Annotated in this window: 12 protein-coding genes; 6 read left to right on the top strand and 6 right to left on the bottom strand. The window is 69.9% G+C overall.

Features of this window, described 5'->3' with window-relative positions; translation table 11 throughout:
- Window positions 1-34: 34 nt before the first annotated feature.
- Window positions 35-1,537 carry a glycosyltransferase family 87 protein gene (locus ACQEUX_RS27445; protein ID WP_433054226.1) on the top strand — a complete coding sequence of 501 codons (1,503 nt, stop codon included), beginning with the start codon at window positions 35-37 and terminating at the stop codon, window positions 1,535-1,537.
- A 133-nt stretch (window positions 1,538-1,670) separates the two neighbouring features.
- Here the strand turns inward: ACQEUX_RS27445 and ACQEUX_RS27440 are convergent, their stop codons facing one another.
- The gene (locus ACQEUX_RS27440) at window positions 1,671-4,064 is read right to left on the bottom strand and encodes a hypothetical protein (protein WP_433054223.1); all 2,394 of its coding nucleotides are present in this window, start codon (window positions 4,062-4,064) and stop codon (window positions 1,671-1,673) included.
- Entirely contained in the window at window positions 4,061-4,852 is a 792-nt protein-coding gene (locus ACQEUX_RS27435) for a deoxyribonuclease IV (protein ID WP_433054220.1), read from the bottom strand. The genes ACQEUX_RS27440 and ACQEUX_RS27435 overlap by 4 nt, the downstream gene beginning before the upstream one ends.
- A 634-nt stretch (window positions 4,853-5,486) precedes the next feature.
- Between ACQEUX_RS27435 and rpsF the strand changes: the two genes are divergently transcribed.
- From rpsF to rplI, 4 genes are all read left to right on the top strand, one after another.
- Window positions 5,487-5,777, top strand: coding sequence for a 30S ribosomal protein S6 (gene rpsF, locus ACQEUX_RS27430; protein WP_036391391.1), 291 nt, complete (start codon window positions 5,487-5,489; stop codon window positions 5,775-5,777).
- 80 nt (window positions 5,778-5,857) lie between these two features.
- Window positions 5,858-6,394: a single-stranded DNA-binding protein gene (locus tag ACQEUX_RS27425; RefSeq protein ID WP_181518404.1), complete on the top strand. Its 537-nt coding sequence runs from the start codon at window positions 5,858-5,860 to the stop codon at window positions 6,392-6,394.
- Between the two features lie 41 nt (window positions 6,395-6,435).
- Window positions 6,436-6,675, top strand: a complete 240-nt coding sequence (gene rpsR, locus ACQEUX_RS27420) for a 30S ribosomal protein S18 (protein ID WP_013289355.1) — start codon at window positions 6,436-6,438, stop codon at window positions 6,673-6,675.
- 14 nt (window positions 6,676-6,689) lie between these two features.
- Window positions 6,690-7,136 (top strand): 50S ribosomal protein L9, encoded by a 447-nt coding sequence (rplI, locus tag ACQEUX_RS27415; protein WP_334500238.1) that lies wholly within the window; start codon window positions 6,690-6,692, stop codon window positions 7,134-7,136.
- 106 nt (window positions 7,137-7,242) lie between these two features.
- On the opposite strand, the gene ACQEUX_RS27410 is transcribed toward rplI, so the two are convergent.
- Entirely contained in the window at window positions 7,243-8,781 is a 1,539-nt protein-coding gene (locus ACQEUX_RS27410) for a hypothetical protein (RefSeq protein WP_433054213.1), read from the bottom strand.
- Window positions 8,782-9,178: 397 nt separating this feature from the next.
- Between ACQEUX_RS27410 and dnaB the strand changes: the two genes are divergently transcribed.
- Entirely contained in the window at window positions 9,179-12,001 is a 2,823-nt protein-coding gene (dnaB, locus tag ACQEUX_RS27405) for a replicative DNA helicase (RefSeq protein ID WP_433054211.1), read from the top strand.
- 42 nt (window positions 12,002-12,043) lie between these two features.
- On the opposite strand, the gene ACQEUX_RS27400 is transcribed toward dnaB, so the two are convergent.
- From ACQEUX_RS27400 to ACQEUX_RS27390, 3 genes are all read right to left on the bottom strand, one after another.
- Entirely contained in the window at window positions 12,044-12,721 is a 678-nt protein-coding gene (locus ACQEUX_RS27400) for a maleylpyruvate isomerase N-terminal domain-containing protein (protein WP_433054209.1), read from the bottom strand.
- A 105-nt stretch (window positions 12,722-12,826) separates the two neighbouring features.
- A complete protein-coding gene (locus ACQEUX_RS27395; protein ID WP_433054206.1) occupies window positions 12,827-13,201 on the bottom strand; it encodes a zf-TFIIB domain-containing protein in 375 nt (124 codons plus the stop codon).
- 22 nt (window positions 13,202-13,223) lie between these two features.
- On the bottom strand, window positions 13,224-13,856 hold the full coding sequence (locus ACQEUX_RS27390) for a phosphoribosyltransferase (RefSeq protein ID WP_433054203.1): 633 nt from the start codon (window positions 13,854-13,856) through the stop codon (window positions 13,224-13,226).
- Between the last annotated feature and the right edge of the window lie 38 nt (window positions 13,857-13,894).

Here is a 13,894-nt window from a genome sequence, read left to right as displayed (position 1 = left end):
CGGGCACCCCCGTCGTACGGCAGGATGCCTGTTCATGAGCACCCAGTCGACGCCCGGCATCGACGACGCCGGAACCACCGACCACCCGTCCCGCTCCGACGGGTTCGTCCGCGGCATCTCCGGCGTGATCGGCGGCCCGCTGGGCGACCACGCGACCGCGCTGGACCGGCCTGCCGGCCGGGAGCGCCGCTTCTGGACTGCCGTCCGGATCGTGCTGGCGATGGTCTGCCTCACGCTCGCGCTGCACTGGGTGCAGAAGTCGCCCTGCCAGGACGGCGCCTGGCAGAACAACGTCCAGTACACCCGGTTCTGCTACACCGACGTCCTCGCCCTCTACTACGCCGAAGGGCTCAACGAGGGCAAGGTGCCCTACCGCGACCACCCGGTCGAGTACCCGGTGCTGACCGGCTACTTCATGGGGGCGCTGGGCCTGCCGGTGCACGCCATCGGTGACGGCGACCCGAGCATCAACCAGGGCCAGTGGTTCTACAACCTCAACGCGCTGGTGCTGGGCGCGCTCGCGGTGGCCACCGTGGCGGTGATCCTGGCGCTGCGGCGCCGACGACCCTGGGACGCCGCGTTGTTCGCGCTCGCCCCGGCTCTGGTGCTCACCGCCACCGTCAACTGGGACCTGCTCGCCATCGGGCTTGCCGCCTTCGGCCTGCTGGCCTGGGCCCGGAAACGACCGGCGGTGGCCGGCGTGCTGCTTGGGCTGGCCGGTGCGGCGAAGCTCTGGCCGCTGTTCCTGCTCGGACCGATCCTCATCCTGGCGCTGCGGGCCGACCGGGTCCGCGCCGCGCTCGTCGCCATCGGTACGGCGATCGCCGCCGTGGTGCTCGTGAACCTGCCGGCCGCGCGGGCCTACCCGGAGAACTGGGACCGGTTCTTCGAACTGAACACCACCCGGCCGATCGACTGGGGCACGCTCTGGTACATCGGGCGTTACCTGGACGGCAAGGTCGGCAGCGACCCCGCTCGGCTCGGCCCGTTCGAATGGCTGAACGTCAACATCCCCACCCTCAACAACCTCTCGTACGCCCTGTTCGGGTTGGCCTGCCTCGGTGTGGCCGTGCTGGCGCTGCGGGCGCCGCGCCGACCGCGGCTGGCCCAGTTGGCCTTCCTGGTGGTCGCCGCGTTCCTGATCTTCAGCAAGGTGTGGTCGCAGCAGTTCGTGCTGTGGCTGCTGCCGCTGGTGGTGCTGGCCCGGCCGAAGTGGGGCGCCTTCCTGCTCTGGCAGGTCGCCGAGGTCTGCTACTTCGCCGCCTTCTACGGGGAGTTGCTCGGTGCGGCGACCAGCCGCCCGGTCTTCCCGGAAGGGGTGTTCGTCCTGGCGGCCACGCTGCGGCTGACCACCGTGGTGGTGCTCTGCGTGCTGGTCATCCAGGAGATCCTGCACCCCGAGCGGGACGCGGTGCGGGCCACCTATCCCGACGACCCGGACGGTGGCGTGCTCGACGGCGCACCCGACGCTCCCTGGCTGGACCGATGGCGCCGCCCCACGACCAGCGAGCCCTCACCCGAACCCGTCACCACCTGAGCCCCACCAGGTCGAACGCGGCCTGCTCACGTCAGGGTTTTCGGGGGAGCCCGCCCGGCGCAGGGATCAAGCCTGACCGCCCGGAGCCGGGCGGGCTCCCCCGAAAAGCCCGCCCGGACAGAGCAGCCACGCCTCAGAGCCGATACACCACGGCGTCGCCGACGTCCTGCCGGCTGATGCCGAGCGACTCCACCGGCGTGTCGATGGTGATCTCCCACGGCGTGCCCGGCACCTGACTGCGCAGTAACACCACCGTGCGGACGCCGAGCGTGCGCAGGTAGTCGACGCTGGTCTGGTCGGGGAACGACTGGCTCACCCGCCGGACGTCGTCGAGCTGGCGCGGAGTGAAGCCGCTACCGCCATTGACCACGTCGGGGAACCCGCTGGTCGACCAGAGCATCACGTGCTGGTCCAGGCTCTGGTTGCTGGGCAGCACCAGCAGCGGCCCCTCCGCCGTACGCATCGCCGCCGGTTGGGTCGGCACCACCGGATGCGGGGTGCTGTTCAGGCCCTCGACGGTGACCAACAGCAGCGGCAGCAGGGTGGCCAACCGCAGCCACGGCCCCGGCCACGACGGGATCCGCTGTGCGGCCAACTCGCGGACCCGGTCGGTGAGCGCGGTGACCGCGCCCGCCGCGAGCAGGCCGAGCAGCAATGTGGTCCAGAGCATCAAACGACCAGGGGTACGCAGCGCGCTCCAGCCCGGCACGTGCTCGAAGAGCGGTACGTAGGTGAAGGTGCCGTCGAAGAAGCGGGTGCCCATCGCGAAGGCCATCGTCACCAGCACCCCGGCCAGCAGCAGCAGTCGGTGCCGCAGCCGCCAGACCGAGAAGAACAGCCCACCCGCGGCGAGCGCGTAGAGCACGAAGCCCGGTAGCAGGGTCATCTCCGGGTGCCACGGCAGCGCCGCGCGTGCCCCCTCGTGCAGTCCACCCCAGATTCGGGACTCGGCGGGCGCCGTCACGAAACCCGACGCCGGCGGCGAGAAGATGCTGATGTCGCGGATGGTCCGCTCGGCGTACGGGTGCAGCTCGGTCACCTTGAAGAACGGGAACGCCATCAGCAGGCCCACACCGGCGAACAACAACCCACCGAGCAGGTCGGCGACGAACAGCCGACGACCGAACGGCACGGCCTGACCGGTGCGCAGCCGCCGCGCGTAGAAGAGGACGACGGCGACCAGCACCGCGCAGGCCAGGAAGTACGCGAACGGAAGCCCGATGCCGAAACCGAGGCTGAGCTGCCAGGCTGCCACCAACCAACCGGCGTAGACCCAGGCGTCGTGCCGGCGCTCGGGCCGGTAACCGTGCCGCAGTGACCAGCCGTGCCCCCGCGCCAACATCGCCAGCGCCAGCGGGATCCCGCCGTTGGAGAGCACGTGCAGGTGCCCGGCCTGGGCCAGCAACCACGGCGCGTAGGTGTAGCTGACGCCAGCGACAGCGGCGGCAATCCGGCCGGCCCCGAGCTGCCGGGCCAGCGCGTACGCCCCGAGCGTGGCGAGCGCGTGCGCCAGCACGAACATGATGTTGTAGCGCAGCACCGCGTCCTCGGGGCCGCTGCCGAGCATCCCGGCCGGGGCGTAGCCGAGCAGTGTGTCGGAGAACGCGAAGCTCCACAACTCGGGGAAGAACGTGTTGGACTGCCACAGGCGCGCCGGGTCGGCCAGCAGGATGTGCCCGGACCAGGCCATCTGCCAGGCCTGCAGGCTCGGGTCCCAGTAGTCCTGCGGGAGCGTGTAGCGGGGATAGCGCAACGTTGGCCAGGTCATCAGCACGGCCAGTGCCAGCGCGCCGAGGGCGGCCAGGGTCCACTCGTGGATCAGGAACCGGCCGACGGCTCGGCCCGCCCGGCTGACGATGGAGGGTTTCGGCTCCGGAGCGGAGACGAACGCCTCCCAACGATCGGGGTCGTCCGGCTTGGCCTCATCGGTCTTGGTGTCACCGTCGGTCTTTGCCTGACCGTCGGTCCTGCCCGCTCTCTTGCCCCTACTCCACCACTTGCCCTTGCCCGCTCTTGTGCCCTTGACCGGGACGTCTTCCGAGCCGCCGCCGTCCGTGCCGTCCTTAGCCGAGGTGCCGTCCTTCGCCAGGGTGTCGGCCTTGGCCGGGTCGGTCGTCGTGCTGTCGGCCTTGGCGGTGCTGCTGTCCTTGGCGGTGCTGTCGCTGGTTGCGGTGCCATCCTCGGTGTCGCCCGCGGCCGCGCTGCCCTTCCGGCCGCCGCCCTCGCCGGTGGCAGCGTCCCCGGCCGCTTCCTTCTTGGCGATGTCGCTCTTCGAGGGCTGCGGGCCGCCGTTCGTGGTGGCTCCGGTTGTTCCGCCGTCGCTCGACCGCGGCTGGTCCGCGACGGCCCCCGCGCTCGGCGCAGTGGTCTCGGCGGCCGGCGCGGGAGTCTTGCCGGAGACGGCGTCGGAGGTGCGAGCCGGCCGGGCGGGGGTGCCCGTTGCGGACGCCGTGGAGGGTCGGATCTCGGCGCCCGCGCCGGCGGAGGTGGGCCGGGCGTTGCCGGTCCCGGGCTGTCCGGTCGTCATGCTGCGGGGCTCTCCGTCCCGAGCTGCTGTCGGAGGAAGTCGATGTCGGCGGCCTGGCCGACGACGCCTCCCGGGGTCTCGACGACCACCGGCGCCCCGGCCGCCCGGATCACCGCTACCACCAGCTCGGGGTCGATCGTCCCGCCGCCCAGGTTGTCGTGCCGGTCCTGGCCCGAGTTGAACGCGCCCTTGGAGTTGTTGGCGTGTACCAGGTCGATCCTCCCGGTGATCGCCTTGACCCGGTCGACCAGGCCGAGCAGTTCCTCGCCGCCCGCGTACGCGTGGCAGGTGTCCAGGCAGAAGCCGACCTCGTAGTCGCCGATGGCGTCCCACAGTCGGGCCAGCGCGTCCAGTCGTCGGGCGCACGCGTTGTCGCCGCCGGCGGTGTTCTCGATCAGGACCGGTACGCCGAAGCCGCCGGAGTCGGCTGCGTACGCGAACGTCTTGCGCCAGTTGTCGAAGCCCACGGCCAGGTCGTCCCCGGCGTTGACGTGACCGCCGTGGACGATCAGACCCTTGGCGCCGATGGTGGCGGCCGCGGTGGCGTGCCCGAGCAGCAGCTTTCGGCTGGGGATCCGGATGCGGTTGTTGAGGGTGGCCACGTTGATGACGTACGGCGCGTGCACGTAGAGGTCGACCTCCGCCGCGAGTAGCCGCTCGGCGTCCTCGCGAGGCTGGGGCGCCTTCCACCCTTGTGGGTCGGAGAGGAAGAACTGCACGGTGTCGGCGGACCGGGCGGCCGCCTCCGCCAGCGGGTCGGTCGAATCGACGTGGGCTCCGATACGCATGCGAGCGAGCCTACGTCGCGAGCCTGACGACCGGGGCGACGGCTGGGCCGTTGTGCCGGGCGGTCGCGTCACCGCACGGACCGACGATCGTTGATGGGATTGAACCGGCGATCAGCGCCCGGTACCGCCGGCGGCGCGAGCGCCGCGTACGGCGACCGGTGGTCGGTGGCCGACAGCGAGGTCACCCCGCCGCGCGGCCCGGCGCGGCGGGGACGACCCTTCGCGACGAACCCGGACCGATGAGGAATCTCGGAAATTTGTGCTTTTTCCCCCGACAAGGTACGAGTGCCGTTGTATCGTCAGGTAACAACACGATAAAGCTCCGCGGGGCGTCTTCGGTCCAACCTCATCGGTGTGGTCGTTCCTCCCCAGGTCCCACCCAAGGAATGCGGACGGGACGCCCCGCGGCCTCGTTGACGGGGGTCCACCACTGGCCGGTAGACGGTCGGGCGGTGGACCCCCGTCGGCGCGTCCGGGCGCTGACCCGACCACCCCGGGCATGATCGTCCGGACCGGGTATCCTGGTCAGGTTGTCCGCGTCCGGCCGGGTTCCCTCGGCACGTGCGGGCAGCGACACAAGACCTCCTGCCACGGAAGGACCGTGGCCGCTTAGCCCACAGGAGGTGAGCACGTCTTGCGTCACTACGAACTAATGGTCATCCTCGATTCCAGCCTCGAGGAACGCACCGTCGCACCGTCGCTCGACACGTACCTGAACGTGATTCGGACCGCGGGTGGCTCGGTTGAGAAGACCGACGTGTGGGGCCGCCGGCGCCTCGCGTACGAGATCAACAAAAAGGCCGAGGGCATCTACGCCGTCATCGACCTGCAGGCCACGCCTGCTGCGGTGGCCGAGCTGGACCGTCAGCTCCGGCTCAACGAGTCCGTGCTGCGCACCAAGGTCATCCGACCGGAAATGCGCTAGAGCATCCAACCCCGGTTCGTCCGGATCAGCCTCCGCGACTCTGTCGTACGGCTCTGCGAGCCTGTACGACGAGACGCTGAGTGCGCGAGGAGATGGTCATGGCAGGAGACACCACCATCACGGTCATCGGCAATCTGACCGATGACCCCGAGTTGCGGTTCACCCCCTCCGGGGCTGCGGTCGCCAAGTTCCGAGTCGCTTCGACGCCCCGTTTCATGGACAAGGCGTCGAACGAATGGAAGGACGGCGAGCCGCTGTTCCTCGCATGCACCGTGTGGCGGCAGGCCGCCGAGCACGTCGCCGAGTCGCTGCAGCGTGGCGCTCGGGTGATCGTGTCGGGCCGGCTGCGTCAGCGGTCGTACGAGACCCGCGAGGGCGAGAAGCGCACTGTCATCGAGCTTGAGGTCGACGAGATCGGCCCGTCGCTGCGCTACGCCACGGCGAAGGTGCAGAAGATGTCCCGCTCCGGCGGCGGTGGCGGCGGCTTCGGTGGCGGCGGTGGCGGTGGCAACCAGGGTGGCGGCGGAGGCAACTTCGACGACCCCTGGGCTTCGGCTGCTCCTTCTCCCGCGCGTGCCGGTTCGGGCGCCAATTTTGACGAGGAGCCACCGTTCTAATGGCGCCGAGCGCCCGCGATCGCAAACCAGGAGCACGTGCAATGGCCAAGGCTGCGGCACTTCGCAAGCCGAAGAAGAAGGTGAACCCGCTCGACAAGGACGGGATCACCTATATCGATTACAAGGACACCGCGCTGCTGCGCAAGTTCATCTCCGATCGCGGCAAGATCCGCGCTCGACGGGTGACCGGCGTGACCTCGCAGCAGCAGCGGCAGATCGCCCGTGCGGTCAAGAACGCCCGTGAGATGGCGCTCCTGCCGTACACGGCCACCACCCGCTGAGAGGAGGCACCGATATGAAGATCATCCTGACTCAGGAAGTGTCCGGCCTCGGTGCCCCGGGCGACATCGTCGAGGTTAAGAACGGCTACGGCCGTAACTACCTGCTGCCGCAGGGCTTCGCGATCGCCTGGACCAAGGGCGCGGAAAAGCAGGTCACGGTCATCAAGCGGGCCCGTGGGGCCCGCGAGATCCGCGACCTCGACCACGCCAACGAGGTCAAGGCTCAGCTCGAGGGTCTCAAGATCAACCTGAAGGTCCGCGCCGGCGACGGCGGACGGCTCTTCGGCTCGGTCACCCCGGCCGAGATCGTCGACGCCGTCAAGGCGGCCAGCGGCCCGGTCCTCGACCGGCGTCGGCTGGAGGTGGCCGGTCACATCAAGTCGACCGGCACCTACCCGGTGAAGATCAAGCTGCACCCCGAGGTGACCGCGTCGTTCAACCTGAACGTCGTTCAGGGCTGACGTCCGCAACACCATCACGAGGGCCCGCACCGAGCGATCGGTGCGGGCCCTCGTGCGTACGGTCATCAAGTCCCGCTTGGCCCGGCCCGAGCTGGCGCCGGCGCTGTCACCCGATCGGCTGACCGGTCACCGCGCTGATCAGCACCGTGGAGAGGCCGCCGCCCACCACCGCGGCGGCGAGCGCGATGGTGGCCGACCGCCATGTCGTACCCACCCGGCGTAGCAGCGCCGCCACCACCAGACTGCTCACCAACGCCAACCCGAAGCGCGGTGAGCCGGCGAGGAGCGACTCCAACGCGCGCGACCGGGGCGAGTCGCATCCGCCCCCGCTGATGTCGGTCACACAACCAGCCGGTGCCTGGCTGTCCAACGTCAACAGCCAGACGAAGATGAACATCGCCGGCACCAGGTAGCAGGCGGCCGTGTACAGCAACGGCCGGAAGGACCCACCCGGATCCGGGTCGAGCAGGTCGTCCTCCAGACGCCGAGCCCAGGCACCCGTAGCCGCCGACTCGACCCGCCGACGCACCGACGCCGCCGCAACCGCAGGCCGGTCCGCGCGACGTCGTGGCGCACCCCCGCGCGGTACAGGCGCGCTGCGCGGCCGGGGAGCGGTGTAGCCCACCACGGGCGACCGGGGCGCCGACGTCGACGGATCCATCCAACGTGGGTCGTCATCGGCCAGCCGAGTGCCGGACCAGAACCCGTCGCCCCGGGTCTGCCCATCCTCCGCCGCCACCGACCGGTCGGAGCGCGGCGGCAGCGTACGGTCCCACTGGTCGTCCTCGACCGCGGACCGCTCCCACTGCCCGGTGCGGTCGGACCGCTCCCAGCCACCGACGCTCTCCACCGCCGACCACTGCCCGCTCAGGTCCACGTCGTCCGCACCGGCCACGGGGGGCCACGCGTGCACGCCCGAGGCGTCCCACGGATCCACCGCTGGCGGGTACGACGGCTCGGGCTCAGCCACCCGGTCCGCACCGCGTGCCCATGGGTCGGCCGGCGGGCGGGACCAGGACTCCTCCGCCGCACGGCGGCTGCGCCGGCTGGGACGGCTCACGTCCTGACCAGGCGCCGGCTCGGTCGGGGTGGGCTCCAGATCCCCGCCCGACCAGATCACCTGTGGACGGCCGGCGGGCGCACGGCGAGGACGGCGGTCCGGGACAGCGCCGGAGATCGGCTCATCCTCCCCGGCGTCGGCGCGCCGACGGCCGGCGTACCCCTGCTCCTGCGGACGGTCGAGCGTCCACTCCCGGGTGTGGTCCGAATCGGGAGCCGCACCGATCGCCGCCTGCTCCCGCCAACTCGTCTCGCTGACCCGCCGTCGGCTGCCCTGCGACTCGATGGACCGCCGGCCGGCACCGGAGGTTGGCCGCTCGGGCTCGGGCTCATCCTCGTCCGGAGCCGCGTGGCGACCGCCACCGTCAGCGTGCCGGACCCCCGACTCCAGAGCCCACCGGGGCAGGTAGGCGTCGACCGGCTCATCCTGGCCGCGGTCCAACGCACGCCGCCGGCTGGAGGTGCGGTAGCGCCCGTCCTCGTCGTACGGGTCAACCGGAAGGGACGCCGCGCGCTCACCCCACGAGGTGATCGGCTGGCGCTCGCGCGGGCTGCCATCCCCGCGTCCCCAGTCCCGGTAACTCACGGCCGGAGTGTGACCCTTCTGAACCGAAAGCGGCATCCGCTGTCCAGGTGTAGCCGTTCGCTGGAGATAGTACGGGACGATCGTGTCACAGGCCCGACCGAAATATTCTCCTCCACAGGCTGGGGAGCATGTTTCCCCAGGTCAGCGGCGAGTGGCCAAGAATTCCCCAAGCGTTATCCACAGCCTGTGCACACGCAACGCACATGCTGTCCACCGGCATCCACAGGTTGTCCCGAGGCTCGTCCACCGGCGTTGTTGAGTCCCTGACCTCGGGGTCCGTATGGTTGGCCCTCGACCGCCGGCGCGATGGCCCCCGATCGACCGGCCCGGTCGGACGGAAGTGTCGTATCCCAGCGGTAGAGCTGGGATCGGATCCGGCGCAGTGGAGGGGGGACCCATGTCGGTCACTGACGACATGCGGGCAGAGCCACGCTCCGGCGGCGGCCAACCACCCGCGCAGCGGGACGGCCAGTTCGACAAGACTCCACCGCAGGATGTTGCCGCCGAGCAGTGCGTCCTCGGTGGAATGCTGCTCTCCAAGGACGCCATCGCCGACGTCGTCGAGATCCTCAAGACCAACGACTTCTACCGGCCGGTGCACGCCACCATCTTCGACATCATCCTGGACATCTACGGCCGGGGTGAGCCGGCCGACCCGATCACCGTGGCCGCCGCCCTGACCGATTCCGGTGATCTGGCCCGCATCGGTGGCGCGCCCTACCTGCACACCCTCATCGCCAGCGTGCCCACAGCGGCCAACGCCGCCTACTACGCCCGGATCGTCAGCGAACGGGCGGTGCTGCGCCGGCTGGTCGAGGCCGGCACCAAGATCGTGCAGCTGGGCTACGGCACGGCCAATGGCGGTAGCCGCGATGTCGACGACATCGTGGACCTTGCCCAGCAGGCCGTCTACGACGTCACCGAACGTCGAGTCAGCGAGGATTTCGCGATCCTGGCCGACATGTTGCAGCCGACGCTGGACGAGATCGAGGCGGTGGGGGCGCAGGGCGGTGTGATGACCGGTGTGCCGACCGGCTTCAGCGACCTGGACCGACTGCTCAACGGCCTGCACGCCGGCCAGTTGATCATCGTGGCCGGCAGGCCTGGCTTGGGTAAAGCGCTCGCGCTCGATACCCCACTGCCGACGCCCGACGGCTGGACCACCATGGGTGACATTCGGGTCGGCGATCAACTTCTGTCGGCGGACGGCAGCCCCACCACTGTCACCCATGCCTTCGACGTCATGCACGGTCGTCCCTGTTACGAGGTGGAGTTCTCCGACGGCACGGTCATCGTGGCGGACGCGGAGCACCTGTGGAAGACGACCACTCGGGTGAGTCGGCGGCAGGGGCCGGCGCGGCAAAGGCGGCACTGGTCCGAATCGTCGCTGGCCAACCTACGTGCGGCAAACAAGAGGCTCAGTGCCGTGCAAAACCAGCCGATTACACTCTTCGACACGATCGAGCAGGTTGGGCCGGAGTTCCGGCATGTCCTGCACACCGTCGCCCGTGAGGTCGGGTCGATCGGCCGGATCAGCCGCCCCATCGTCCGCAGCGGCAAGACACGGAACTGGACTGCGCCCGGCTATCCGGCCGGTCCGCTTCTGAGCGCGCTTCTTGAACGAGCCGAGCGAGAGGTCAATGCTGGCAGTCGGGCCGACCACGACGGCGTCGTTACCACTGCCGAGATCGCGGCCACGCTGCGTACTGACACCGCCGACCGACGGCTCAACCACGCCGTACGGAACAGCGCCCCCCTTCACCTTCCGGATCGGGAGCTGCTGATCCCGCCTTACACGTTGGGGGCGTGGCTCGGCGACGGCCACACCGGGGCCAGCCGATTCACCACCGCAGATCCGGAGATGGTGACGCAGATCGAGGCGGACGGCTTCGCCGTTCGACCCAGCGGGCCAATGGTTTACACCATCCTGTTGCTGCCCCAGCCCGCCGCTCCGGGCAACGGCGTCTGCGTGGACTGCGGCGTCTCCACCCGAGCGTTGCGTGAGAATCCAGCAACCCGGAAGTGTGCCGACTGCCACAACCAGAACGGTTCCTTTCTCGGGCTGCTGCGTCAGGTCGGGGTGGCAGCGGACAAGCACATCCCGGGCGTTTACCTGCGCGCCTCCGAGGTCCAGCGTCGGGCGTTGCTAGCTGGACTGATGGACACCGATGGCACCGTCGCCCCCGCCGGCAACCTTCAGTACACGTCGACCTCGAAGCGGCTGGCAGAGGACGTGCGCGAGCTCGTCGTCAGCCTCGGCTACCGCTGCACGGTCAACGCGAAGCCGGTACGCGGTCGCACCCCCGAGTCGTCCATCGCATACACGTTGAACTTCTCCACGCCGGATGGCATCTTCCGCCTCAAACGCAAGCGGGATGCGCACGGCGAACGCCGCCGCACAGCCTCCGATGTCCGGACGACCTCGCGGTTCATCGTCGATGTCCGCCCGGTGCCGAGCGTGCCGGTTCGATGCGTCACGGTGGACAACCCCGAGCATCTCTACCTGGCCAGCCGGGCGATGATCCCTACCCATAACAGCACCGCAAGCATGGACTTTGCCCGAAATGCTGCGATTCGCGCGAACCAGGCTGCGGCCATCTTCTCCCTGGAAATGAGCAAGGTCGAGATCGTCATGCGGCTGCTCTCCGCCGAGGCGCGGGTGCCGCTGCACGTGCTGCGTAGCGGTCAGCTCTCCGACGACGACTGGACCAAACTGGCCCGCTGCATGGGCGAGATCAGCGAGGCGCCGCTCTTCGTCGACGACACGCCGAGCATGAACCTGATGGAGATCCGGGCCAAGGCCCGCCGGCTCAAGCAGCGGCACGACCTGAAAATGATCGTGGTCGACTATCTCCAGCTGATGACCTCACCGAAGCGCACCGAGAGCCGGCAGCAGGAGGTCGCCGACCTTTCCCGTGGCCTGAAGCTGCTCGCCAAGGAGGTCGAGTGCCCGGTCATCGCGGTCAGCCAGCTGAACCGTGGCCCCGAGCAGCGCACCGACAAGCGACCCCAGCTGTCCGACCTGCGGGAATCAGGCTCAATTGAGCAGGATGCCGACGTGGTCATCCTGCTGCATCGCGACGACTACTACGACAAGGAGTCGCCGCGGGCCGGGGAGGCGGATTTTATTGTCGCCAAGCATCGAAATGGACCGACCGACACCGTGACCGTCGCGGCCCAGCTGCACCTGTCCCGCTTCGTGGACATGGCCATCGGCTGACCGGCGCGACACTCCGCCCGTCGATCAGCCGAGCAGCAGACATCAGCCGAGCAGCGGAAACCAGCCCGCCGACTCGCCCAACTCCAACCGGTCCCGATCGGTGAGCGGGACACGCCCGGTGGCCTTCAGCAGGAAGTCATGATCGTTCCACGCGGTGGGGCGGACCGTGTCATCGCTCAGCAGACCCTCCATGCTCGCCACCGCGACGCGTACCGCCAGTGGGCCGGGCGGCGGCGCGCCGGGCAGTTCCGGTGTCAGGTCCAGGTGGTGGACGACGGCCTCGGTGGTCAGGGTGGCGAGGAGATCCGGTACGCGCAGAACGTGCCCCTGCGTGGTCACGTACCTCTCGGGATCGGCTGACGCGGCGGCGCGGACCGCCGCCGGGGCGGTCTCCCGCCAGAGTTGGACGATCCCGGTCGGACGGTCGAACGCGGCGGCCGATCGCCGGACCCACCAGGCGTGCCGGGTGGCCTCGTCGTCGTTGGCGGGAAAGTCACGCCAGTAGCTCACGTCGTCGACGTCGGCAGGGCCGTCGACGGGGCTGGCCAGTGCGACCAGTGCCCGCTGGGCGTCGCCGAGCACGTGCAGGAGCAGATCCGCGACGAGCCAGCCCCGGCAGCGGGTCGCTCGTTGCAGGCCCGCGTCGTCGAGGCCGCCGACCACCGCGGTGATCCCGTCGTACGCCTGGGCCAGCGCCTCGTCCGGCCGGATCGCGGTCATGCGATTCAGCCTGGCACGGACCATCCCGCCCGCCAACCATCGACGGTGTGGGCGATGTGCCCGGGCCGACGCGCGGATCGGCCCGGGCGGGAGGTCGATCTCGGCTCAGCCGAACATCTCGTCGAGGAAGCCCTTGCGCTTCTTCTGCCGGTAGTGCCCGTGGTAACCGTGGTGCTGCTGCTGGTGGCCGTAGGCCGGGGCCGGCGGGTAGCCGTGTGCGGGCGGGGGCGGCGGCGGGACGGCACCGTAACCGGGCTGGTGCGGCGCCGGAGGCGGCGGGTAGCCGGCCGGCTGCTGGGCCGGCTGCGGTGGCGCGCCGCCAGCCTGTTGGCGGCTCCAGTTGGCCTCCGCCTCGAACAGCTTCTCCAGTTCGCCGCGGTCCAGGAAGATGCCTCGGCACTCCCCGCACTGGTCGATGACGACGCCGCTGCGCTCGTACTGGCGCATTTCTCCGTGACACTTGGGACAGGTGAGGCTCATCTCCCGACGGTACCTGGTCCACCTAGGCAGTTGCTGTGAGCGCCTCGGTGACTTCTTCGTCGGACACCTCGTGGAAGTCCTCGTAGTAGACGCTCACCGCGCCGAAGTCCGGTGGGCGCTGCGCGCAGATGACCTGGTCCGCCTCGGCGGCGAGCAGTTCGTACGCCTCCTGCGCGCCGACCGGGACCGCGACGACGACCCGGCGTGCCCCGAGTTGGCGGGCGACCTCCACGGCGGCGCGGGCGGTCGCGCCGGTGGCCAGGCCGTCGTCGACGATCACCGCCGTCCGACCGGTGAGGTCCAGCTGTGGCCGATTGCCCCGGTAGAGGCGTTCCCGGCGTTCCAGCTCGGCCTGTTCCTTCTGGCTGACCTCGGCGATGTCGTCGCTGCTGAGTCGGCTGGCCACGGCGTCGTTGAGCACCTGGACATTGCCCGGCCCGAGCGCGCCGAAGGCGACCTCCCGAGCCCACGGCATGCCGAGCTTGCGCACGACCAGCACGTCCAGTGGTGCCCCGAGGCGTTCGGCGACGACCCGTGCGACCGGAACGCCGCCACGGACCAGGCCGAGAACCACGACGTCCGGTTCGCCGATGAGTGCGGAGAGTCGGTCGGAGAGCATCCGGCCCGCCTCGGCCCGGTCGCGGTAGGTCGTCATGCCTTCAGGTCTACGCCCTGGAGCGTCGTTTCGCCCGG

Origin of the sequence: Micromonospora sp. CA-259024 (assembly GCF_050936255.1) — a bacterium.
GTDB lineage: Bacteria > Actinomycetota > Actinomycetes > Mycobacteriales > Micromonosporaceae > Micromonospora.
This window is presented reverse-complemented; position numbering and strand designations above follow the sequence as displayed.